24 protein-coding genes are annotated in these 23,869 nt (G+C 46.5%); 16 read left to right on the forward strand and 8 right to left on the reverse strand.

Features of this window, described 5'->3' with window-relative positions:
- Window positions 1-120 precede the first annotated feature (120 nt).
- From WH95_RS14830 to WH95_RS14865, 8 genes are all read left to right on the forward strand, one after another.
- Window positions 121-918, forward strand: coding sequence for an ABC transporter ATP-binding protein (locus tag WH95_RS14830; RefSeq protein WP_113772035.1), 798 nt, complete (start codon window positions 121-123; stop codon window positions 916-918).
- Between the two features lie 44 nt (window positions 919-962).
- Window positions 963-1,724 carry an ABC transporter substrate-binding protein gene (locus tag WH95_RS14835; RefSeq protein WP_046508669.1) on the forward strand — a complete coding sequence of 254 codons (762 nt, stop codon included), beginning with the start codon at window positions 963-965 and terminating at the stop codon, window positions 1,722-1,724.
- Window positions 1,725-1,851: 127 nt separating this feature from the next.
- Window positions 1,852-2,622: an ABC transporter permease gene (locus tag WH95_RS14840; protein WP_046508838.1), complete on the forward strand. Its 771-nt coding sequence runs from the start codon at window positions 1,852-1,854 to the stop codon at window positions 2,620-2,622.
- A complete protein-coding gene (locus WH95_RS14845; RefSeq protein ID WP_046508670.1) occupies window positions 2,622-3,335 on the forward strand; it encodes an ABC transporter permease in 714 nt (237 codons plus the stop codon). Before WH95_RS14840 ends, WH95_RS14845 begins: the two co-directional genes overlap by 1 nt.
- Window positions 3,336-3,507: 172 nt before the next feature.
- Complete coding sequence (locus WH95_RS14850; protein WP_046508672.1) at window positions 3,508-4,488, forward strand: sodium-dependent bicarbonate transport family permease; 981 nt, start codon at window positions 3,508-3,510, stop codon at window positions 4,486-4,488.
- A 1-nt stretch (window position 4,489) separates the two neighbouring features.
- Window positions 4,490-4,801 carry a P-II family nitrogen regulator gene (locus tag WH95_RS14855; protein ID WP_046508674.1) on the forward strand — a complete coding sequence of 104 codons (312 nt, stop codon included), beginning with the start codon at window positions 4,490-4,492 and terminating at the stop codon, window positions 4,799-4,801.
- Between the two features lie 309 nt (window positions 4,802-5,110).
- Window positions 5,111-5,689: a hypothetical protein gene (locus WH95_RS14860; RefSeq protein ID WP_052742062.1), complete on the forward strand. Its 579-nt coding sequence runs from the start codon at window positions 5,111-5,113 to the stop codon at window positions 5,687-5,689.
- A 116-nt stretch (window positions 5,690-5,805) separates the two neighbouring features.
- Window positions 5,806-6,963, forward strand: a complete 1,158-nt coding sequence (locus WH95_RS14865; protein ID WP_046508676.1) for a mechanosensitive ion channel family protein — start codon at window positions 5,806-5,808, stop codon at window positions 6,961-6,963.
- Between the two features lie 65 nt (window positions 6,964-7,028).
- Here the strand turns inward: WH95_RS14865 and WH95_RS14870 are convergent, their stop codons facing one another.
- Window positions 7,029-7,517 carry a CreA family protein gene (locus WH95_RS14870; RefSeq protein ID WP_113772036.1) on the reverse strand — a complete coding sequence of 163 codons (489 nt, stop codon included), beginning with the start codon at window positions 7,515-7,517 and terminating at the stop codon, window positions 7,029-7,031.
- Between the two features lie 12 nt (window positions 7,518-7,529).
- Window positions 7,530-8,120, reverse strand: coding sequence for a DNA-3-methyladenine glycosylase I (locus WH95_RS14875; RefSeq protein WP_046508678.1), 591 nt, complete (start codon window positions 8,118-8,120; stop codon window positions 7,530-7,532).
- Between the two features lie 144 nt (window positions 8,121-8,264).
- On the opposite strand from WH95_RS14875, the gene WH95_RS14880 reads away from it, so the two are divergent.
- Together WH95_RS14880 and WH95_RS14885 are read left to right on the forward strand one after the other, a co-directional pair.
- Entirely contained in the window at window positions 8,265-8,894 is a 630-nt protein-coding gene (locus WH95_RS14880) for a carbonic anhydrase (RefSeq protein WP_046508680.1), read from the forward strand.
- Window positions 8,895-8,983: 89 nt separating this feature from the next.
- Window positions 8,984-9,397 carry a hypothetical protein gene (locus tag WH95_RS14885; RefSeq protein WP_157845980.1) on the forward strand — a complete coding sequence of 138 codons (414 nt, stop codon included), beginning with the start codon at window positions 8,984-8,986 and terminating at the stop codon, window positions 9,395-9,397.
- 94 nt (window positions 9,398-9,491) lie between these two features.
- Here the strand turns inward: WH95_RS14885 and rfaE1 are convergent, their stop codons facing one another.
- Window positions 9,492-10,988, reverse strand: a complete 1,497-nt coding sequence (rfaE1, locus tag WH95_RS14890; RefSeq protein ID WP_046508849.1) for a D-glycero-beta-D-manno-heptose-7-phosphate kinase — start codon at window positions 10,986-10,988, stop codon at window positions 9,492-9,494.
- 222 nt (window positions 10,989-11,210) lie between these two features.
- Here rfaE1 and WH95_RS14895 point away from each other — a divergent pair, with 222 nt between their 5' ends.
- Window positions 11,211-12,527: a hypothetical protein gene (locus WH95_RS14895; RefSeq protein WP_052742064.1), complete on the forward strand. Its 1,317-nt coding sequence runs from the start codon at window positions 11,211-11,213 to the stop codon at window positions 12,525-12,527.
- Window positions 12,528-12,587: 60 nt separating this feature from the next.
- On the opposite strand, the gene WH95_RS14900 is transcribed toward WH95_RS14895, so the two are convergent.
- Window positions 12,588-13,142, reverse strand: a complete 555-nt coding sequence (locus tag WH95_RS14900; protein WP_046508682.1) for an ActR/PrrA/RegA family redox response regulator transcription factor — start codon at window positions 13,140-13,142, stop codon at window positions 12,588-12,590.
- 146 nt (window positions 13,143-13,288) lie between these two features.
- The gene (locus WH95_RS14905) at window positions 13,289-14,677 is read right to left on the reverse strand and encodes an ActS/PrrB/RegB family redox-sensitive histidine kinase (RefSeq protein WP_204247805.1); all 1,389 of its coding nucleotides are present in this window, start codon (window positions 14,675-14,677) and stop codon (window positions 13,289-13,291) included.
- 182 nt (window positions 14,678-14,859) lie between these two features.
- Here WH95_RS14905 and WH95_RS14910 point away from each other — a divergent pair, with 182 nt between their 5' ends.
- Both WH95_RS14910 and WH95_RS14915 read left to right on the forward strand, forming a co-directional pair.
- Window positions 14,860-15,678, forward strand: a complete 819-nt coding sequence (locus WH95_RS14910) for an ABC transporter ATP-binding protein (RefSeq protein WP_046508686.1) — start codon at window positions 14,860-14,862, stop codon at window positions 15,676-15,678.
- The gene (locus WH95_RS14915) at window positions 15,679-16,527 is read left to right on the forward strand and encodes an ABC transporter permease (protein ID WP_082114178.1); all 849 of its coding nucleotides are present in this window, start codon (window positions 15,679-15,681) and stop codon (window positions 16,525-16,527) included.
- Between the two features lie 50 nt (window positions 16,528-16,577).
- Here WH95_RS14915 and cobT read toward each other — a convergent pair whose 3' ends face one another.
- Window positions 16,578-17,606 (reverse strand): nicotinate-nucleotide--dimethylbenzimidazole phosphoribosyltransferase, encoded by a 1,029-nt coding sequence (gene cobT, locus WH95_RS14920; protein ID WP_046508688.1) that lies wholly within the window; start codon window positions 17,604-17,606, stop codon window positions 16,578-16,580.
- A gap of 222 nt (window positions 17,607-17,828) precedes the next feature.
- On the opposite strand from cobT, the gene cobS reads away from it, so the two are divergent.
- Together cobS and WH95_RS14930 are read left to right on the forward strand one after the other, a co-directional pair.
- The gene (cobS, locus tag WH95_RS14925; RefSeq protein ID WP_052742066.1) at window positions 17,829-18,689 is read left to right on the forward strand and encodes an adenosylcobinamide-GDP ribazoletransferase; all 861 of its coding nucleotides are present in this window, start codon (window positions 17,829-17,831) and stop codon (window positions 18,687-18,689) included.
- Window positions 18,690-18,698: 9 nt separating this feature from the next.
- The gene (locus WH95_RS14930) at window positions 18,699-19,397 is read left to right on the forward strand and encodes a histidine phosphatase family protein (RefSeq protein ID WP_052742067.1); all 699 of its coding nucleotides are present in this window, start codon (window positions 18,699-18,701) and stop codon (window positions 19,395-19,397) included.
- Here the strand turns inward: WH95_RS14930 and WH95_RS14935 are convergent.
- Window positions 19,392-20,933: an inorganic phosphate transporter gene (locus WH95_RS14935; protein WP_082114179.1), complete on the reverse strand. Its 1,542-nt coding sequence runs from the start codon at window positions 20,931-20,933 to the stop codon at window positions 19,392-19,394. The two genes, WH95_RS14930 and WH95_RS14935, sit on opposite strands and share 6 nt — an antisense overlap.
- 277 nt (window positions 20,934-21,210) lie before the next feature.
- A complete protein-coding gene (locus WH95_RS14940) occupies window positions 21,211-22,821 on the reverse strand; it encodes a GMC family oxidoreductase (RefSeq protein WP_046508692.1) in 1,611 nt (536 codons plus the stop codon).
- A 260-nt stretch (window positions 22,822-23,081) separates the two neighbouring features.
- Here WH95_RS14940 and WH95_RS14945 point away from each other — a divergent pair, with 260 nt between their 5' ends.
- On the forward strand, window positions 23,082-23,783 hold the full coding sequence (locus WH95_RS14945) for a lipid-binding SYLF domain-containing protein (protein WP_052742068.1): 702 nt from the start codon (window positions 23,082-23,084) through the stop codon (window positions 23,781-23,783).
- The last annotated feature ends 86 nt before the right edge of the window (window positions 23,784-23,869 follow it).

Below are 23,869 nucleotides of genomic sequence, written 5' to 3' on the forward strand. Positions count from 1 at the left end.
CCAAGACAAAGGCATCTACAGAAGTTGTATGTATTTTTTTTGCTTTTCATAATGAAAAAACCACACTAATTTCATTAGGAAGTAAAATAATAAAACAATTCAACAATGGGGACATAACCTATGGCGTCAAACGCCGCGGCTATGGTGGATAAAACACCTGCTCTTGTCTGTGAAGACATACATAAATCATTCGGTAATATCGAAGTTTTAAAAGGTGTTTCCTTAACGGCTCACGAAGGTGATGTGATCTCTATGCTCGGTTCCAGTGGTTCCGGGAAGAGCACTTTTTTACGCTGCATCAATCTTTTAGAAACCCCGAATTCCGGTAAAGTGATCGTAGGTGGTGAACTCATTAACATGAAAGCCACCAAATCTGGGGAACCTGTCCCCGTCGACAACAAGCAAATCGAACGTATTCGTTCCAAGTTATCAATGGTATTTCAAGGTTTTAATCTTTGGTCCCATATGACAACACTGGAAAACATCATCGAAGCTCCAATTCATGTCCTTGGCCTAAGCAAAGCCGAAGCAATTGAACGCGCGAATGAAATGATGGAAAAGGTCGGCATTTATGAACGCAAGGATTACTATCCAGCCCACATGTCTGGTGGCCAGCAACAACGTGTGGCAATTGCACGCGCCCTGGCAATGAATCCATCTGTCATGCTATTCGATGAACCGACGTCCGCTTTGGACCCAGAATTGGTCGGCGAAGTATTAAAAGTAATTCGCGATCTTGCCGAAGAAGGTCGCACAATGATTGTTGTTACACACGAAATGGGGTTTGCCCGGGAAGTGTCAAACCAGACTCTTTTCCTTCATAAAGGGCACATTCTGGAGCAAGGAAATCCACAAGAGATTTTCGCAAATCCGCAATCAGAACGTTTCAAACAGTTTATCGCTGGAAATCTAAAATAAGAACATAAACACAAGTATAACAATTAAATTTAGGGAGCCATTAAATGAAAAAGTTTCTTGTAACTGCTGTAGCTGCAGCAATGACATTCACAGCTGGCGCTGTCGCAGCAAAAGACCTGCGGATCGGTGTAGAGGGCGCATACCCTCCATTCAGCAGCATCGACACCAATGGTAACGTTGTTGGTTTTGATATCGATATTGCCAATGCCCTTTGCGAAGAAATGAAAGTAAAATGCACCTTGGTCGTTCAGGATTGGGACGGTATCATTCCTGCGCTTAACGCAAAAAAATACGATGCAATCATCGCATCTATGTCCATTACTGAAGAGCGCAAAAAGAAAGTTGATTTTTCAGAGAAGTACTACAACTCTCCAGCTCGCTTCCTTCGCAAAAAAGGATCAGGTATCGAAATCACAGCTGAAAGCATGAAAGGCAAAACTGTGGGTGTACAACGCGGTACAATCCACGACACTTTCATCACAGCTGAATTCCCTGATACCGAGATTAAGCGTTACGGTACGCAGGATGAAGCATATCTTGATATCGCAGCTGGCCGTGTAGATCTGTTGATTGCTGATTCCATTGCCATGGATGACGGTTTCGTCAAAACAGACGCAGGAAAAGATTTCGAATTTGTAGGCCCATCTTACAGCGACCCTAAATACTTCGGTGACGGTGCCGGTATTGCCGTACGTAAGTCAGATACAGAACTACGTGATCGTTTCTCAGCTGCGATTAAAGCTATCCGTGGAAACGGCGTTTACAAAGCGATTAACGACAAATACTTCGACTTTGATATCTACTAAGATTAAGGATGGATCACCATCTTACATCCTAGTTATGTAGTACAAAAGCACCCCCAGATACCAGTATCAGGGTTTTGGGGGTGCTTTTTTGAAGCTCTTAAACGGGCCAAAAACCGATAGGTTTAAAATGATAGATCTTGATGGCTATGGATACAGCATCCTAATTGACGGTGGTATCATTACCATCTCCATCTCTATGGCATCTCTGTTCGTTGCTTGTATTCTCGGAATGATTGCGGCCCTAGCCCGCCTTTCCAATAACAGAATTGCCAGCTCAATTGCCTTTAGCTACACCACCATAATCAGGGGTGTTCCTGATCTGGTTCTCATGCTCTTGATTTTCTTCGGGGGACAGATTTTTGTAAACAATCTGCCGGAAAATCTCTTGAACCTCACAGCTTGGCTAGGAGAGCTCGTCTCTGGAAATGGCGATAGTTGGAGAGCTACAGCCGAACCCTATCTTGATTGGGGCTATATAGATATAAATCCCTTCATTGCTGGTGTCCTTACGATCGGATTTATCTTTGGTGCCTATATGGGCGAAACCTTCCGCGGTGCCATTATGGCCGTTGACCATGGCATGCTGGAAGCAGGTACCGCCTATGGCATGACCAAAGGCCAAATCAATCGGCGTATTCTCCTGCCTCAGATGGTACGCCATGCGCTTCCCGGCATTGGCAACAACTGGCTTGTTTTGATGAAAGCCAGTGCCATCACATCAATCATTGGATTGGAAGATATGGTCCGTAAAGCGGGCCTTGCTGCTGGAGCAACCCGTCAACCATTCAAATTTTATCTTACTGCTGCCGTCGCTTTCCTGATCTTAACGACTCTCTCAATATGGATACTTAAGCTCATTGAAAAGAGATATTCAGCCGGTGTCAGGAGTGCGCTCTAATGGATCTACAAATTATCTGGGACGAGTTGCCTCTATATTTTGACGGCCTACTTCTTACCATTCAACTGGTACCCTTATCGCTCCTAATCGGTTTTGTAATCGCAGTCCCATTAGCTGTCATGCGCTTATCCAAAAACCCTTTCGTTAACTACCCGGTTTTTGCCTTTACCTATGCCTTTAGGGGGACGCCCCTGATCGTTCAGCTTTTTATTCTCTATTATGGGGTCGGTACACTTGATGGTTACAGCGAGCTGACAAAAGAATTCAACTTTCTTAAGGGAGCATATTTCTTTGCCTTATTGGGTTTCACACTCAATACCGCAGCATATACGGCCGAAATTTTCCGCGGGGCAATGGCACAGACATCCTTTGGAGAAGTCGAAGCCGCAAAAGCCTGTGGCATGTCACAGTTTTTGATCTTTCGACGGATCATCATTCCCAGTGCATTAAGACGCGCCCTGCCTGCTTATTCCAACGAAGTGATCTTTATGCTGCACGGCAGCGCATTGGCCAGTACCATTACCCTTGTTGATCTGACAGGTGCAGCACGTATCGTTCAATCCCGTTATTACGCCCCTTACGAAGCGTTTATTACAGCCGCCGTCTTTTATTTCGTGCTGACCTTCTTGTTTATCTGGCTCTTCCGCCTAGTTGAAAACCATTACAACAGGCACCTGAAGCGTCGAGAAGAAACAATTCAGGTTGTGACTTGATATAAGGCAAGAGGGACACAACATACCCAAAACCGATTTCCGCAGCAGAAAAACACCCCGTCGGGATGATAGACGCTGCGGAAAATCAATAATTAGGTATACGTAAATAACGACCTTTTACGTGGTGGATAATTGTGACGCTATTATCTATAGCGCCTACAACGAGGTTTTTATGGAACAGCTTTTTTCACTCGCGCAGCAAAACTTGCTATCCCCCATAATACTTTTCTTTGCCCTAGGCTTTTCAGCAGCAATTGCCAAATCAGATCTGAACTTCCCGGAAGCTATTGCCAAGGGTATGTCCCTTTATTTGCTTTTTGCGATTGGGTTTAAGGGCGGCGCAAGTCTTTCAGGGTACGGAATTGATGCACAATTAATACTATCGTTGTTGTCCGGTGTTATTTTATCCGCCTGTTTACCGTTTCTTGCTTTTGTTTTATTACGCATAATGACGAAAATGTCGGCCATAGATGCGGCGGCTGTTGCAGCACACTATGGCTCAATTTCTATCGTCACATTTGTCGCAGCGTCATCTATTCTGGAAATTCAGGGCATTACTTTTGATGGCTATATGGTCGCTGTCGCTGCAACTATGGAAGCACCTGCGATCATATCTGCGCTTTGGTTGATCTCGCGAAAGAGCAAAGAATCAAAAGGGCTCGACAGCGAATTAATGCGTGAAATCCTGTTAAACGGATCAATTGTTCTTCTGATCGGCTCGTTCTTTATCGGACTGCTCACAGGAAAAGAAGGGCTTTCTGAAATTGCTCCTTTTATAAGTGCTCCTTTTAAGGGTGTTTTGTGCCTCTTCCTTCTCGATATGGGGCTTGTTGCCGGACGCGGGTTAGTGAACGCGAAAGGCGCTGTTTCTGCCCGCGCTGTTCTATTTGGAATTGTAATGCCATTAGCTGGCGCAACAGCAGGCTTAATCTGTGCCATGATAATCGGGCTATCTCTTGGTAGCACTGTTTTGATGATGGTGCTGTCCGCATCCGCTTCTTATATTGCAGTTCCCGCGGCTATGCGTGTAGCAGTACCAGAAGCGAACCCGGCGATTTATCTAACACTGTCCTTAGGGGTTACCTTCCCATTTAATCTAACTGTGGGTATTCCACTTTATGTTACTATAGCAAGTGCCGTGATCGGAGCGTGAAATGGATATGCATGAAGCCAAAAGAGTCGAAATTATTATCGAAAAGATCATGGAAAATCGTCTGACAGATTTATTGATTGAAGCAGGCGTAAAGGGTTTCAGTGTATTGCCCGTTTCAGGAGGTTCAGGACGATCCGGTCATTGGAGCCGAGAGGGACAAATTAGCCGAGCACAGGGAATGTCTGCAGTCGTTTGCCTTGTAAAACCGGACAGACTGGATAAAACGCTGGACGCTATATTCCCAATGCTTGATCGCCATATCGGTGTTGTCAGCGTAACCGATACAAAAGTGATGCGGGCAGAGCTCTTTTAAATCAATCGCCACAAAATCGACATCTCTCGTCGAAATAAGCGAGACTGAACAAGCTTCTTCTACCTGTGCGTTTTATTGCTCTTCAATTGATCACAACATTATCAATTATTAGCGATTTTTGTATAAGTAATATCGCCAATTAAGATATTCTTTACGTTGCTCTATGTTAAAATCGGGCATGCCTTTTTACTCAATAATAAATTATCGACTGAAGATTAAGGGTAAATTTATATAGTTGGCAGAAAATAGGTTAACAGCACTGTAGGGTGTTCACGCCCCCAAACAGCAATAAAAAAAGGTGAGAGCTACGTGGATCGTGAAAGCATCAAGGCACAATTACCAGGCTCAAATATTGATGAGACGAGCTTTCTAGCGACGGATTATTTAAATCATCTCAACGAAGCAGTGATGATGCTAGAAATGGTGCCCGATATGCCGGATCTTTTTGATGAAGTTCAAGCTTGGCAACCAAAAAGCTATCAACAACACTTCTTGGACAGCAGCTTTCAAGCCAAAGAGCTTGCTGTTGCCGCTTATGAAGCAGCCCCAAGCGAATTCCGCGAACCTTTTGACAAAGCAGTCGAGCTTGCAGACAAAGGCATCAAAGACAGTAAAGACGCGATAGAACAGGCTCTTGCCGCAGGTGACCACGTTTCCATCGCCGCGCTTGTGCCCGATGCTTCCACCCATATCCGCCATATGATTGACATTGCCAGTGCTGTTATCCACGGTAACCACAATGTACTACCCGCCGATAAAGTCATGGAAATAGAAATGGATTGGCAGGCTACATTGTCTGGTAACATGATGGCTGGCGGCATGTCAGAAGAAGAAAAACTTGATGCAGAGGCAATGGGGCAAGACGATATTGATGCCCTTTTCGATTAGGTCAATATTTCTTCTTACCAAATCTTTCTTTGTTGTTCCGTGACTGCCAGCTTTCACTCTTGACGACATAGCTCTCCCTGAGCAAACTCCCCTCGCGCACAAACCGAGGAGAAGTCATGGACGATTTATCAACATTCTGGGAAATAACACTGGAAGTCTGGAATCAGGGTGTTTTTGGAGTCAGCATTGGCCACATTGTAACTTCCATAGCAATTTTCTTTGCTTTCCTTGTCATTAGGGGATTGTTTTCAAGGCTCGTAATCAATCGCCTCAAAGCGCTGACACGCAGAACCAAAAACTCGGTGGATGATCATGCTTTAGAAGCACTAGAGGGACCAATAAGGATGATCCCTATTGCCCTTGGTGTTTTTTTCTCACTCGATTATTTGAACCTCGGTGGCGAAGCCGCCGTATTAGGCAACAATCTTGTGCGCTCCCTGATTGCCTACACGCTTTTTTATGCCGTCTTTAAACTAATCGATCCGCTAGATTTTCTACTTCATCGTTTCACCACTGTGCTCACCAGCATTATGGTTGATTGGATTATCAAAGCCCTCAAAATTTGTGTCGTTCTACTGGGGGCCGCCAGTATTCTGGAGCTATGGGGAATCAATGTCGGCGCCATTATTGCCGGTCTTGGCCTGTTCGGTGTTGCAGTTGCTCTTGGTGCTCAGGATCTATTCAAGAACCTGATTGCCGGCATTCTCATCATAGCTGAAAAGCGTTTCAGTCGCGGCGATTGGGTACGGATCGAAGGAATTGTCGAAGGAACGGTCGAAGATATCGGGTTCAGATCCACCCGGATCAGGCGTTTTGACAAAGCTCCGGTTTATGTGCCAAACGCCAAGCTCGCGGACAATGCCGTTATCAACTTTTCCAAGATGACCAACCGACGCATTTACTGGAAAATTGGCGTTGAGTACGACACGACAAGCGAACAGCTTCGCAAGATCGTGCAAGAGATTAAAGATCACCTTTATGGGACAGAAGCATTTGAAACGGATGATGCCCGTGCCACAACCCTGGTGAATGTCGATTCATTTAACAGTTCATCCATCGACATTATGATTTATTGCTTTACCAAGACAACAAACTGGGGCGACTGGATGAACATCAAAGAAGATTTCGCCCTGAAATTAAAAGAAATCGTCGAAGGTAACGATAGCGCCTTTGCCTTCCCAACATCCACTTTGCATGTGGCAAGCCTGCCTGAATCTCCCGCACAAATTCAAAATCTTCCGGGGCTTGAGCCGGAAACGCCACTCAATAAATAATCGCGATAAAGAAAAGGGGCTCTTTGATGAGCCCCTTTGTTCCTTAGCACCTAGCGGTTAGTACATTACCCCTCATTCCAGGGCATAATCGGGACAGAGGTAATCGAGTTCTTCGGGCTACCTTCGATAACGCGGTCGCTATAAACCAGATAAATCAGAACATTGCGCTTTTCATCAAAAAAACGAACGACCTGCATGGTTTTGAACACAAGCGATGTCCTCTTGGTGAAGACTTCTTCGCCGTCCTCTAGCTCTTCCCGGAATTTGATCGGACCAATTTGACGACAGGCAATAGATGCATCAGTCGTATCTTCGGCTAGTCCCACTGCACCGGATATACCCCCGGTCTTTGCACGACTGAGGTGACAGGCAACGCCTTCGACCTTTGGATCATCAAAGGCTTCAATCACAATCTTATGGTTAGGCCCTAACCATTTAAAAACAGTATCAACCTCCCCAATCTCTTCTGCCTGAACAGCGGAAGAGAAAACAAGCAGGCAAGCGCCAAAACACAAAGATACCCTGTTCACAATAGTACGTAATTTTAAATTCATTTTTAAATCTCACTAAGTTCTAGGGGCATGTTTTTCATAACAAAAGCAATCGGTCGTATGGTCATTGACCATGCCGCATGCCTGCATAAATGCATAACAAATTGTCGGACCAACAAAACGGAAACCTTTTTTCTTCAAAAGCTTGGAAAGTTTTTCAGATTCAGCCGTCGAAGCCGGTACCTGGGATAAATCAGTCCACGAATTCACAAGTGTTTTGTGATCCACAACGGACCAGACAAAATCGCGAAAAGCCCCTTCGCCCGCTTTCATAATCTCTAGCCATGCCTTGGCATTACTGACGACCGAATTTATTTTCAGACGGTTTCGTACCAACCCGGTATCCTGCATAAGACGTTCCACATCATCCTCGGAAAAACTTGCAATTTTTTGTGGATCAAAACCTGCGAATGCTTTGCGATAATTTTCACGCTTTCTCAAAACCGTTATCCAGGATAATCCCGCCTGTGCCCCTTCGAGAATAAGCATTTCAAAAAGTTCTTTATCATCAGTGACCGGAACGCCCCATTCTTCATCATGATAGTCAAGATACAAGGGTTCATCACTCACCCAGCCACAACGATTTTTTTCCTGATTATTACTCAAAACCTTTCCACCCTCACCTCTGTCTAAAGCACTTATGCTCTCTCGCGGAAAACGTATAGCAACCGCGAACGTATTTACAAAATATTGATAACCGGATACTCAATCCCTGTCTGGGAATACAACAACGACTATATAGGATGCCAAATGAGCGAAATCAATTCACTGATCAAAGGCTACCATGCTTATCAAACTGTAGATTATCGCAGAGACGAAGCATTGTTACGCTCTCTTGCTGAAAAAGGACAGTCACCAAAAGCAATGGTCATAAGTTGTTGCGATTCCCGGGTTGAACCCTCCTCAATATTAGGTACCTTGCCCGGCGATCTTTTTATGGTTCGTAATGTTGCCAACTTGGTCCCCCCCTGTGCCGCGGATGACCAACATCATGGTACCTCTGCTGCGCTTGAATATGCGATTACACAGTTACACATTCCGAATATCATTATTATGGGCCATGCTATGTGTGGCGGTATTAAAGCCCTTGTTGATGGAATCCTCGACGACTCCAATGACAGTTCATTTATTGCCAACTGGATTGAAATCGCAAAAAACGCAAAAGAAAATGTCAATTGCTGTGACAAAACTGAAGAAGAAATCCAGCGTTCTGTTGAGCAAGCCTCTATCCTTAACTCACTGAAAAACCTAATGACTTTCCCATTCATTAAGGAACGGGTTGCTGATGGGCGGGTTCATTTACACGGCTGGTATTTTGACTTCTCTACGGGCGAGTTATTCAGCTATGACAAAGAAAAAGACGCTTTTATCAACCTCTAGAAGCTAACCGATTCAAATCGTTAACTTTTAATCAAATGAATCGAGTCACACTACCCTCAATCAGGTAAACTATTGGGGGTTGTGCGCGCATGCGCATTACAGGGGACATGGCATTGGTTGAGTTAGACGAGAGAACACAGAACACAAGCACTGAAAAAAACACCGATAAAAGATCCAGTTCTACAGAAGATGCTTTTATCAAACACTACTTTAGCCGTATTGACCCTGATATTGCCGCAAGCTTCACAGATGACCAAAAACATGCCATCAAACAGATGTTTGGTGCTAGGGGCTATGCAAAACATCCCGTAGAGGTCAGAAGGTCAATTCCCTTTGGAAGACATAGGTTCTATCTTATCTTTTTGCTTGGTCGTGAACGTCGCGCCTATGAACGTTTAAAGTCAGAGGGGCAAGCATCTGGCTATGTTGCCTATGCACTGGCGAGTGCTTTTTGGCTTGCACCCGCGATCATGATAGCTGCACTTGTACATTATTTCGGTTAAAAATATTTCAAAAAGCAATCATTATTATCGGGTTGAAAATTTGCGCTGGGAACAAGACCCTTAGCACAATTGATCTCGCCTATTTTTTCCCGTGTCACTTTTTCGTCTGATCAATTTTTGCGATCGTGTTTGTCGTGGAAAACCCATCTTGAAGATCTGCCAAGATAACCCGGCCGCCATTTTTGATAACAACGTCCCCACCGACAACCTGATCCAACGTGTAATCAGCGCCCTTGACCAATACATCCGGAAGAATGGCTTCGATCAGCTTCAAAGGTGTATCGTCATCAAACAACACAACCTGATCAACGATTTCCAAAGCTGCCAGAACCGTTGCCCGTGCATTTTGATCTTGAATCGGGCGGCTTTCCCCTTTGTAGCGCTTTACGGACGCATCTGTATTAAGACCCACAATTAGACGATCGCACGCAGATCGAGACTGTTGCAAAGATGCAATATGTCCAGGATGCAAAAGATCAAAACTACCGTTTGTAAATCCGATTTTGTAACCCGCTTTACGCCATTGATCGACACGATGCAGTACGGCGTCCAGTTCAGCAACTTTTGCCTGGCAGGTCTGCCCGTTCCTCGCCAGTAAAGCCTGTCTGATTTCGCTGCCATAGGCAACGGCTGTCCCCGTCTTGCCGACCACGATCCCGGCCGCAACATTAGCAAGGCAAGATGCTTCGAGAATGTTCAACCCGGCCGCAAGGGCCGCCCCAAGTACAGCAACGACGGTATCACCAGCCCCGGATACATCAAAGACCTCACGTGCTTCTGCGCCCAGGTGCTCAACAACGCCATCGGATGTAACCAAGGTCATCCCTTCTTCACTGCGTGTCGCCAGAACGCCGTTAATACCGCAGGTTTCAATCAAATGACGGCAGGCTGCGACAACGGCCGCATCACCGTCAACTGACATACCAGTGGCTTCGTGCAACTCTCTACGGTTCGGGGTTACAATGCTCACGCCTTTATAGATGCTATAATCCCGACCTTTGGGATCAGCAATTATTTGACACCCCGCTTCTAGGGCTGAACGAATAATCGTGCTCAATGTCTTTTGAGTTAGAACCCCTTTGTCGTAATCAGACAAAATTAAAACAGGTACAGCGTCCAGATTTTCCTGAACCCGCTCTATAATTTGAGAACAGGTATGCGGGGTAAGAGCACGGTCCATCTCGCGGTCAGCGCGCAAGAGTTGCTGATTGCTGGCAACAAAACGTTCTTTAATGGTGGTTTGACGCTTGGCCTCAACAACAAGATTAAGCGATTCCGAACCAATTTCTTTTTGAACAAGGTCGCTCACTTCCTGTCCGACAGCGTCATCGCCAATAACAGCTACAAAATTCGTAGAGGCACCAATCGCCGCCAGATTACGAAGAACATTCCCCGATCCACCCAACATCGAAACCTGACGATTGATCTTTAACACCGGAATTGGACCTTCGGGTGAGATACGTTCAACACTGCCATAGATAAAACGATCAAGCATCAGATCCCCCACAGTACGCACACGTGCACCTGCAAGGTCATCGACCCGAGCAACTAAATCCAATAAATCAATCGTGGGAAGAGATTCCGTAGTCATCCGAATTTGAACCATATATCCATAAATTTTCTTGCCTCTCTTTTGCAATCAATTCAAAGGGCGAGCAAGTTTTTTAGAGGAAAGCTCGTCTAACCACCTATATTTTGTTTGTAAAACACATAAATATAGGTCATTCCGGTAAGGTTAACGAACTTTGAAGACTCTCATGGTTAATAATGTTACACAAGCTAGTGCAATCTGGATGTAATGTAGTCTACCCTAATGGATAACTCGACCTCAACAAAACAACCTGAGGGCCAATTCAGTCAAGAAAAGGTCTTTCTGGATTATGTGAAGCGGATCGGAAAACAAACCGATAACCGCCGTGCAGTTCATATACATTTATCGCGCTTGCGCCCCTATCACCAGCGAGACCACCATCTACGTATTGCACAAAATGCCTGTGAAGATCTGATCGCAAAGTTTTCAGGCACTGTTTTTAGACTGCATAACAATGATTTAGTTGTTGTTACGACGGGTGCTTCGGTCGCCCAGATTGACGAAACAATTCTAAGGTTACGCTATTTATTTAGTGATGACCCGATGCTGGCTGGTGATTACGATCTTCAAGCTGATCAATTCTGTAGCTGGTTTGATCTCGACCATCAATACGCTGATCTGATTGCCCTTGCAGTCAAGATGAACGAAGACCTTGATACCCAGATCCGCCGGGAAAAAGCAGAAGCTATCGCGGCTATGCATGGCAAACCGCCCGCAAAACCTAAAATTCCGCTCATGCCCTCGCATCTGGATGCAGTCTCAAAGGCTATCAATCAAGCAGATCTATCAAGCCTTATGAAACGCCAATCTATTTTTTTGGTGAACAAAGATCAAAAGCCCGAGGCTTTATTCAAAGAGCTGTTCTTTTCCATTGATCAGCTTCAACAAACTCTTTTACCAACCCATGATTTATTATCAAACCGCTGGCTGTTTCAAGACCTGACACGTTATCTAGACAAACGTATGTTGGTTATTCTCCGCCAGAATGATGATTCGAGTTTGACCCGGTCCTATAGTTTGAATCTCAACATTTCAACAGCTTTATCCGACGAATTTCTAAAGCTGGACCACACCTTAGGCGAATCAGTTCGGCGTTCAATCGTTATTGAATTTCAGCTCCTGGATGTTTTTGCTGATATCGGTAGCTTTACTTTCGCACGCGATTTTCTTAGGGAACGTGGTTACAAAATCTGTCTTGATGGCATTACACATCTGTCTTTACCAATGATTGATCGTCGGACCATGGGCTTTGATTTGATAAAGCTACAATGGAACCAGGACCTGACCAAGTTTCTGACAACTCCACGCGGCGATGAAATCAGAAACACCGTCAAGAAAGTGGATCCTAACAGAATGATCCTCTGCCATTGTGGTGCCGAAGATGCAATTGCGACCTCTCACGAGCTTGGAATTAAGCTTATGCAAGGTTTTTACATTGATAAATTTGTCAGGAACTGGGCTGCATCGAAAAAAGAAGAGTCCAAAAATCTTGCAGATGCAATGGGTCGTCACCGTGCTGAAGCAGATCACGACGCCTAGGAATTATTCAAGATAATATAGTAAACACAACGTTATACGCGCCAAACCGTGACTAAAGATCTACGCGTGTGGCGCATACTTTGCCAAAATACGCTGTAACGTACGACGGTGCATTCTTAATCTACGAGCAGTCTCAGACACATTACGATCACATTGCTCATACACGCGCTGAATATGTTCCCAGCGTACACGATCTGCTGTCATGGGAAGTTCAGGCGGTGGCGGCATATCCCCGTCGGCGCTCGACTGTAATAATGTCGCGGCGACCTGATCAGGGTCAGCAGGTTTCGGTAAATAATCCAATGCCCCGACTTTAACGGCGGCAACAGCCGTTGCAATATTTCCGTATCCGGTTAACACAACAACGCGTGCATCTTCAGAGCTTTCGTGGATGGCCTTAACGACATCAAGCCCCGACCCGTCCTGAAGCCTTAGATCAACAACAGCATATTCCTGGGATTCTGAATGCGCCAAACGAATGCCATCAGCGACAGAATTGGCGATAACAGGCTCAAATCCACGTCGATCCATAGCCCGTGACAAGCGTTCTGCAAAACGCTCGTCATCATCAACAATCAGCAGCTTCTTTTTTTCCGCATCTTGCGACTCTGACATTACTCGTTACCCCTAGACTGATTCTATTCTTTGTTATCTTATAATATTCTAAGCTGCCAAATACAGGTGGTCAAAGATGTATTAAGCTCAGCTGTCTTGCAAAATTTTCATACGCTCTGGGCTTAACAGATCCAAAAGCATGTCACCTATATTGGATGTGCCGCAACCTCTAAACGATGACGTGGCCAGACAATCTGGACAACTGCTCCACCTGTTTCATGATTCGAATAGGCAACTTTGCCCCCCGTATGAGAAAGCAGGGTTGTTGCGATAAAAACACCTAGTCCCATGTGGTCTCCGTCTTCTTCTTTACGACGATCCAGCTTCTTTGGCGCTTGATTTTTTTGAACGTATTCACGATTAGATAACAAAGGATCGCCTAAACGCCCGAGAACTTGAGGGTCAAAGCCTGGACCATCGTCATGTATTGTCAAAGTGATCGTTCGTTTATCCCAAACCAGAGAGATATCAACTTTCTCTCTCGCAAACTGAATAGCGTTTTGAGCAAAAAGCCCCAGTGAATGTAAAATCTCGGGGCTTCGCTCGACCATTGGATGTTCTGGACCTGTATGTTCTGGGCTTGAATTCTTTCCATCATCTTCACGTGCAGATGCTTTAATAACTGTTTCAATTTCCAATTTTTCATAGGGCGCGACAGCTGCCTCAACAAGGCTTTGGATTGGCATAAAATTATATGGATCGCCCCCATCCTCTTCCGGCCAGGCCGCAAGATTTTGTAATATTTCCCGGCATCTGAGAATTTCACTAATCAAAAGCTCAACATCAGGTAAATAAATATCATCGGGCGGCAGTTCCTCTTTCATTTCTTTGGCCACAACAAGCATTGTTCCCAAGGGGCTTCCAAGTTCATGAGCGGCAGCGGCAGCCAATCCCCCCAATGCCGATAGTTTTTGTTCTCTCGCCAATGCCATCTGTGAAGCCACCAGCGCCATTCCCATTGAACGTGCCTCTTCTGTTAGGGAAGAAACATAAACAGCCAAAAAAATTGCCGTAAAAACCAACGCAGCCCATAAGCCATAGAGATAAAGCGAATGAAGAAAGAAACTACCTTCGGGCCATGGTAAAGGCAGGTAAAAGAAAACATCAGCAGTCACAGCAACAATTGCCAGGATGCTTAAGCAAATTGTACTCCGTCTGGTTAAAATCGAAGCTGATACCGTTACCGGACCTAGGATCAGAATTGAGAAAGGGTTTGTCAGTCCACCAGTTAACGACAGCAGTACCGATATTTGAATCAGATCAAATGCCAAGGCCATGGTCGCTTCTTTGTTACGCAACCATGATGACGCAGGACGCGTGGCTACCTGTGCAACATTCAAGGCACCGGATGTCAAAACCACCAAAAACGCCGCAATCAATGGAAGTTCTAATCCAAGACCAAAATGCGCAATCAGCAACGCCGCTGTCTGCCCACAAATTGCCATCCACCTGATAAAAACCAGAGTTCTTAAACGGACGCGCCCTTGATCGGGATGTAATCCAACTTCAGGTTCCAATCGGAAAGCACTACTCACTTTTTTCTTCCATGTAACGGATTTGCTCTATTCCAAGGCTCTGTCGCCTTGGTAAGGTCCAGCAATCATTCTCGATTAAATAGCTATAATTCATATGATTTTTCTAGCATCTCATGGAAATAGATATCATTCTATAGCAAAACAGAACAAAATTTCTTTTCCTATCATGTAATATTAAGTTCATGCCTAAATACGCTATCCACGTCGAGAAACTCAGCAAAAGTTACGATGACGTTCTTGCCGTTAAATCTATTTCTTTCGCGGTGAAACCCGGTGAAACCGTCGCCCTATTGGGCGGAAACGGTGCAGGGAAAACCACAACTATATCCATGCTTCTCGGTATTCTCTTGCCAACATCGGGAACGATTAATGTTCTTGGCGAAGATATGGTCAAAGACCGTTTCAAAGTCATGCATCGTCTAAACTTTTCATCCCCCTATGTCGATTTACCCAGAAGGCTGACCGTCCGGCAAAATCTTATGTTTTTTAGCAAGCTCTATGGCATTATCAACGCCCGGGAACGCTTGATGCATCTGGCAGAGGAACTTGACCTTCTAGAGCTATTAAATCGCCCAACGGGCAGTTTGTCGGCGGGACAGAAAACACGGGTTTCCGTTGCGAAAGCCCTGATCAACGAGCCTGAGATTTTGTTACTTGATGAACCTACTGCTTCCCTTGATCCGGATACAGCAGATTGGGTCAGAAACTATATCAAGGAATATCAAAAACGCACCAACGCCGCGATCTTGCTCGCGTCCCATAACATGACAGAGGTCGAGCGAATCTGTGACAACGTCCTAATGATGAAATACGGCAAGATCGTTGATCAAGGAACACCGGATGATCTTTTACATCGCTATAGCCGGACAAACCTGGAAGAGGTCTTTCTTGATATTGCTCGGGATAGGAAAAATTCTGCAGATCAAAAGGACAGTGATGTTCCCTCAAAGAATATACCGAGAAAACCGCCTCATGATGATCTGGAATACGGGGATATTTAGATGTCGAACGCATCAAACCAAACCACATCGACGATCCCTCAAATCAGACGTAATCCATCGACACTGATTCGCATACACTCAGTCATGATGCGTCACCTCTACCTGATGCGTGCTTCCTGGCCTCGCATTTTTGAACTTATGTACTGGCCATCCATTCAGATTGTTCTCTGGGGTTTCATTACACAATTCCTGTTAACAAACAGCAGCTATATCGCTCAGGCTGCGGGCGTTTTGGTCTCTGCTGTCCTTTTGTGGGACATCCTCTTTCGGGCACAGCTTGGCTTCAGCCTCTCGTTTTTGGAAGAACTCTGGTCCCGTAACATAGGCAATCTGGCTGTCAGCCCTCTTCGACCCTATGAGTTCTTAACTGCCCTGATGGTCATGAGTATGATCAGAACGCTTATCGGGATTTTACCTGCAACTTTCCTCGCAATTCTGTTCTACGAAGTATCGCTCTATGATCTGGGGTTACCTCTGATCCTGTTTTTCAGCAATTTAATGATGATGGGATGGACCATCGGCCTTTTGGTTTGCGCACTGATTCTCAGGGTTGGGTTGGGCGCAGAATCCATGGCCTGGCTCACCATCTTTCTCATTGCCCCCATATCGGCAGTCTACTACCCCGTAGACATCTTGCCTGAATGGCTACAAGCCCTTGCGTGGGGGTTGCCAACAGCGCCCGTGTTTGAAGGCATGCGTGCCATTCTTTTTGATCAGGGATTTCAACTTGACCTCTTCATACATTCCCTGCTCTTGAACGTCCTCTATTTCTCTATCGCAATCGGCGTATTTTTGTGGGCTTATCACGTTGCCCGAAAACGCGGTCTCTTATTACAAATGGGGGAATAGCAGCGCTCCTCCCCCGAAAAAAATATTCATGTAGGTGTGAAGGTCTGGCATTAAGCCGGACCACTTACTCCGGCTTCAGCAAAAGTGGCCATGCCATTATGACAAGCACAGGCTGCCTTCAGGATTTGCATTGCGAGAACAGCCCCGGAGCCTTCGCCCAGACGCATATTGAAATCCAGTAAAGGTTCCTTCCCGATATTTGCCATCAAAGCCTGATGTCCGGGTTCAACAGACTGGTGTCCGACAACACAGTGATCAAGCAACCGGTCATCAATGGCATGAAGAACAGCCGCCGCTGCTGTACAGGTATAGCCGTCAAGAATAACAGGAGTGCGCGCTAGCCGGGCCGCAATAACCGCCCCGACAATTGCCGCAAGCTCAAGCCCGCCAACACATCGTAAAATCTGAAAAGGATCATCCGCAAAAGTCGGTTTATGCAATTCAACCGCCTGATTAATCAGCTTTGTTTTCAGGGCGAGCGTTTCATCGTCCACCCCCGTACCACGTCCAACCCAGTCGGCAGCATCTCCGCCATAGAGAGCTGTGCAAATCGCGGCTGCTGAGGTGGTGTTACCGATACCCATCTCGCCAACAGCCAAAACATCTATTCCCTCTTCAACCGCCATCATTCCATAGGCAATCGCACGGACAAAGTCTTCCTCTTCCATCGCGGGCTGTTCACTGAAATCAGCCGTTGGCTCGTCAAGAGCAAGCTCGTACACACGAAGGTCTGAATCAGCCAGTCCGCAAAGCTGGTTTACCGCCGCGCCACCATGGATGAAGTTCGCGACCATTTGTTTGGTAACTTCAGTTGGATAGGCCGAAACACCCTTGGCCGCAATGCCATGGTTTCCAGCAAAAACAGCCGTAAAGGGACGTTCAACCTGTGGCTTTTTCTTTCCCTGCCACGCAGCAAGCCAAATGGCCAACTCTTCTAGTCGCCCCAAGGCACCCAAGGGTTTCGTGAGCTGTGTCTGCCTTTCTTCTGCGGCTTTTGCAGCCTCTCGACTTGGCCCCGGTAATTCCTTGAGCAGAACATGAATTTCATCCAGCGTCGAAATAGATGCCGCGTCTGACATAGTTTATTATCTCCCTTGCCCCTGATTTAACACAGGATTGCGATGCCCTCAGACTATCAAATAACTTTACAGAGCCGCTTTGGAGCGGCATTTGTTTCTTTGTGCGTTGATAGCCCGATTTAATCGGTTTTATAGCTCTGGCCCAAGCCATACCATAGCAGCAAGCCATTGTCTTTACCTCAGAACCACTCACTTTGTCGCATATAGACCGGATAAGGCAACATGACAGCTCAACAGAATAATAAACCGCACCAATGGCTGAACATGATAAAACAGTTTGAACAGGACCTTCGCATCGCCCTTGCTTTTATGACACGCATCCCGGTGCCCTATCCCATGGACCAAGAAGGAAAACCAACAAGCCGTAGCCTTGCAGAAGCATCCTGGTCCTTCCCCCTTATCGGTATTCTGGTTGGCTTTATTAGTGCCACAGTGCTGGTTATAAGCTTCTACCTCTCGCTTCCCCTCTATGTTTGCGCTCTTCTCGCGATTATCGCCAGTATTCTCTCCACAGGTGCCCTGCACGAAGACGGACTGGCCGATGTTGCTGATGGTTTTGGCGGCAGTCATGATCCGGAACGAAAGCTGGAAATTATGAAAGACAGCCGTGTCGGGAGCTATGGTGTCCTTGCCCTTGGTATCTCGGTTCTCATGCGCACGCTTTTGCTGGGCAGTTTACTTTCTTTAGCGCAACTTAGCCCTCTGGGAGCCGATAACTATCAATGGGCCATTCTAATACAGATCTTTGCCATCTACATTTCGGCACACATGATTGGCAGAGGACTGGCCCCCTTGATGATGAGCCATCTTCCACTGGCAAAGAAAAGCGGTATGGCAGCGACCGCCGCAAAACCCAAATTACGAAGCAGTTACGGCAGCCTGCTTCTGACCATGGTGTTTCTGTTTCTTTTTCTGCCGCCCTTGTCTGTCTTGATTGTTCTTGTTTCCAATGTCCTAATGGTTCTGTTTTTATCATGGCTAACAATGCGACAGATTGGCGGCTATACGGGGGACGTTCTTGGTACCGCGGTTCAACTCTGTGAAATCGTGACCTATCTCGCTCTGTTAAGCTATATCGCCTAGGAGGCACAGGTGACACAAACCAGATGGTGGTGGATCAGGCATGCGCCTGTCACAGAAAACAACGGCACGATATACGGCAATCTGGATCTGAATTGTGACTGCCATGACAAAGAAAGCTTTCAGGCTCTCGCTGGGGTTCTGCCTGATGATGGCATATGGGTGACAACACCTCTCAAACGAACACACCAAACGGCCAATGCTATTCGTGAAGAAATGCAGGCTAATGATTTTCCAGCTTATGATGTAATTGACGATTTTCAGGAACAGTCCTTTGGCGACTGGCATGGTATGACGCATCAGGAGTTGGGTGAAATTCGGGGTGATGCCTGGCATCGTTTCTGGCATGCACCTGCATCGGAAGCGCCACCGGGTGGCGAAAGCTTCGAAGAGCTTATTTCCAGAACAGCACGATCGATCGATGTCCTTAATCAAAAATACAGCGGCAAAGATATTATTGCGGTAACCCACGGCGGCACAATTCGGGCAGCAGTAGCTCATGCGCTGGATCTAAAGCCCGAAAAAGCCCTTGGCCTGTCTATTGGTAATCTGTCTTTAACAAAGCTTAATTACTACACGACCCAAAACGATACCCAATTGGATCAGTCATCTTGGGGAGTTGATTGTATAAATGCAGAACCTCTAAGCTTCAAAAGCAAAAAAGCCCCGGAACCGGAGCTTTTTTCGCAATCACAAAAGATTAAATTATAGCACAAAGGTGATCACAAAGAAGATGGAAGCAGACAATAGAGCTGCAGCAGGAACCGTGATCACCCAAGCCGCAATAATCGTCGTAAAGTGGGAACGACGCACCAGTTTACGACGGCCAATTTCCTCTCGATCAGAAACAATACCTTCGTGTTTCGTCTCTGGATGGCGTTCGTGCTGACGCACGTACTGGCGGCGACGTTTACTGTTTTTGGTATAATATTCCCGGAAGAAACCAACACCAAACACGGCCCCGACAGCAATGTGTGTTGAGCTAACAGGTAATCCCAAGGCTGACGCCATGATCACTGTAATCGCGGCAGAAAGCGCCACACAGTAAGCCCGCATTGGGTTCATCTTGGTAATCTGCTCACCCACCATCCGGATCAGTTTCGGACCATAGAGGAAAAGCCCAAGGCTGATACCACCGGCACCAATAACCATCACCCAGATCGGAATAGAAACCTTCGCGGCAACATCACCTGATTCAACAGCATGTAAAACCGCCGCCAAGGGACCAACGGCATTGGCAACGTCGTTTGCTCCATGTGCAAAAGACAACAAAGCAGCAGAGAAGATCAGCGGCAAATGGAACAGCTCTCTCAGGGACTGATTCCGGTTTTCCATACCTTCGGATTGCTTGCGAATAACAGGTTTCAACAACGCATAGGAAGCAACAAAGATCGCAGCACCAACCATGGCAACAGTTGCATAATCAGGCTTCCAGATTTTCTTAAGCCCCTTCATCATCAAATAACAAGAAAAGGCCGTCGCCATAACAGCAAGCAACACTGGCACCCAACGGCGGGCAGCGGCAATCTTGTCATCACGATAGATGATGTTGCTTTTGATAAAGGCAAGGAAAAGCGCCGCAATAACACCACCCAAAACAGGCGATATCACCCAACTCGCTGCAATCTTGCCCATGGTAAACCAGTTAACGGCACCAAAACCAACCGCAGCAATACCAGCACCCATAACACCACCAACGACAGAGTGTGTTGTTGAAACCGGTGCCCCGATATAGGTAGCCAGATTAACCCATAGTGCCGATGACAACAGCGCAGCCATCATTGCCCAGATAAAGGTCTGACTATCAGGAACGAGCGATGGGTCAATAATGCCTTTGGATATTGTTGAAACAACATCCCCCCCGGCCAACAGCGCCCCGGCACTTTCAAAAATGGCGGCGATAATCAGCGCCCCGGTCATGGTCAAGGCCCGCGACCCAACGGCCGGCCCGACATTGTTTGCCACATCATTGGCACCGATGTTTAGCGCCATATAGCCGCCCAGGGTTGCCGCGACGATGATATAAACCGCATTCGGCTGTGCCCCGATCAAGATACTGGCAAAGCCACCAGCAACCGCTAGAAAGAGGATCGCAAGACCCGGCGCAAAAAGATGTTGCGATATCGAGCGCGTGGCCTCTTCCATCGTAACAATTTTGCTCAGGTCTTTATCCAGGGATGGTTTTGCTAACTTCATATCGTCTGATGACGATGAGTTCGTATTTCCTGATGGATCAGAAGATGCCATTTTTCAAACTTTCATACACCAAAGTCGGGGTAATTTCCGAATTGTGATAGTTTCGTTGCAGTTAAATGACAAATTATCGTTTCGTGACTCTAATGTGACAGTTTAATGACAGCCCCTATTCAGATAACAAAATCAATTTGTTCCATCCCGTTACGGAAATCGCTATACCTATGGGCACATTATCGAAGACAACAAAAACCTTGTTGTTTCAGGTGGTCTGGGTTGTTCCATACTCACCGTCCGTTTTGGCGTTCTCCCGGGAATTACATTAATTGATTTAGAGTGAACGACTCTCGCCAAGAATTAAATCACTCGCCTTCTCAGCGATCATGATTGTTGGCGCATTAGTGTTGCCAGAGGTTATCGTCGGCATGATTGAAGCATCCGCCACCCGTAAACCCGCTATGCCGTGTACGCGGAGTTCTTCATCCACCACGGCCATCGCATCAGATCCCATTTTACAGGTCCCAACGGGATGAAAGATCGTTGTCCCGATATCCCCGACAGCTTTTAAGATATCTTCATCGCTGACAACATGAGAGCCGGGCAGATATTCCCTTGGGGAATGAACTGACAGTGCAGGGCTAGCACAGATCTTACGGGTTAGTTTTATCGCATCAATGGCAACCTGCCGATCCCCTTCTGTCGAGAGATAGTTCGGAGCAATCTTTGGCATTGCCTCACCGTTAGGATCATTCAGGTGCACGTAACCACGGGATTCAGGTCTCAGATTACAGACCGAAGCGGTAAAGCCGGAAAACTTGTGGAGAGGATCACCAAGTTTATCCGTCGACAGCGGTTGCACATGATATTCCAGATCCGGCGTTTCCAGCCCCGGATTACTCTTTGCAAAGCAACCCAACTGGCTTGGTGCCATCGACAAAGGCCCCTTGCGAAACAGGGTATAGTCCACCGCCATAGCAGCTTTAGAAAGAAGGCTGTGAGACATTTCATTCAACGTCTTCGTACCCGAGACCTGAAAAACAGTCCGGATTTGCAAATGATCCTGCAGATTTTCGCCAACACCTGCGAGTTCATGCTGCACCTCAACCCCATGACGAGCCAAAAGATCTCCCCCGCCGATACCAGAACTCTGTAACAATACGGGTGATGCCACAGCTCCGGCAGATAAAATCAGCTCTTTTCTGGCCTTTACCTCGGACCGAACACCGTTATGGTCAAGCACCAGTCCTTTGGCTGTTTTATTTTCCAGAATTATTTTTCGTGCCTGCGCTCGTGTCAGGACCGTCAGGTTTTTGCGGCTTTTAACAGGATGAAGAAAGGCACGCGCCGCACTGAAACGCACGCCTTTCTTCTGCGTTACTTCGAAATAGCCAACGCCTTCATTATTTCCCCTGTTAAAATCCGTAGTTATGGGAATCCCGGCTTCTGCCGCGGCTTCTTGAAAACGATCAAGGATCGGCCAGGAAAGACGTTGTTCTTCTACCCTGAGTTCCCCCCCTTCACTGTGAAACTCAGAATTCCCTCTGTGATAATTCTCTCCCCGTTTAAACAGCGGGAGAACATCATCCCACGCCCAGCCAGTATTTCCCATCTGTCGCCACTGGTCATAATCACGGGCCTGACCACGCATATAGATCATACCGTTAATTGAGGAACAGCCCCCCAGAACCTTGCCACGGGGGTAACTCAGGGACCGACCGTTCAGTCCCTTCTCTTTAACGGTAGAAAAGCACCAGTCCGTTCGGGGATTGTTAATCGTATAGAGATACCCAACAGGAATATGAATCCAGTGATAGTTATCTTTTCCACCAGCTTCCAGCAAAAGCACAGAGTTGTTCGGATCTTTTGATAGTCGGTTTGCCAAAACACAACCGGCTGTTCCCGCCCCGACAATCACATAATCATAAGTTCCTAAACTCTGCATAATCAGCCTCTCCGAGCCAAAGCCTTGGAAATAAGACTTGGCCTATTATTTGGGATTAAAGGAAATTACGGATGTGCGGTACGGTGATAATGAATCAGCCTGTTTGAGGGGTATTAAAGTAAAATCCTTTGCATAGATGACAATAAATTATGCTAATTGACACAAATTGTCTCTGCCTTTTCCGGCATTTTCCTGCGATACTGCTTTGCAGAATTAACCATATCTGCCCCTAACAACCGCTTACGAGCGAGGAGAACGACATGATCAAAAGCCTCGGACAGGCTTTCATTTCTGCCATTTCATCCAAATTAATATTTCTGATCACCCTTTTCGCAGTATCCTTTTCCTTTCAGGTACAGGCCGCAAGCGATGCCGAGGAACTCGTTGCAAAATCCCGCTATACATTGGAAAAAATGCTCAGTAATCCCGATTATTCCAAATTGCAGGAATTCGCCAAGCAATCCAAAGGCATCATCATCATCCCCCAACTGGTAAAAGGCGGTTTCATCATTGGCGGTGAAGGCGGGTCAGGTGTCCTGCTTGTCAGAGGCGCCGATGGCACGTGGAGCAACCCATCCTTTTATACACTAGCCGCGGGGAGTATCGGCCTACAAATCGGTGGAGAGGTTTCCGAAGTCGTCTTTACCCTTATGAACCAAGGCGCCGTTGATGCTATTTTGGAAAGTGAAATCAAATTTGGCGGGGATCTATCGCTCGCAGTTGGTCCCTTTGGGGCCGGCGTAGAAGCGTCAACAACAGCAAACCTAGATGTTGATGTCTATGCTTTCTCTAGCTCTGTCGGCCTATTTGGTGGCGGTGCCTTTGAAGGGGCAAAACTATTTACCCGGGAAAGCTATAACAGCAGTTATTATGGTGCTGGTGCTACACCCCGGAAAATTACCATCGAACGCGCCTTTTCAAATCCGCATTCAGACAAACTAAGGGCTGCACTTCCCCAGTAACTCTCTAGTAACGCCTATAGTCTTCTCACTGCGAAAGACCACATCACGATAAAATCCCTGTCCGGATCACTAATCCTGGCAGGGAT

It is taken from the genome of Kiloniella litopenaei (assembly GCF_000982415.1).
GTDB lineage: Bacteria > Pseudomonadota > Alphaproteobacteria > Kiloniellales > Kiloniellaceae > Kiloniella > Kiloniella litopenaei.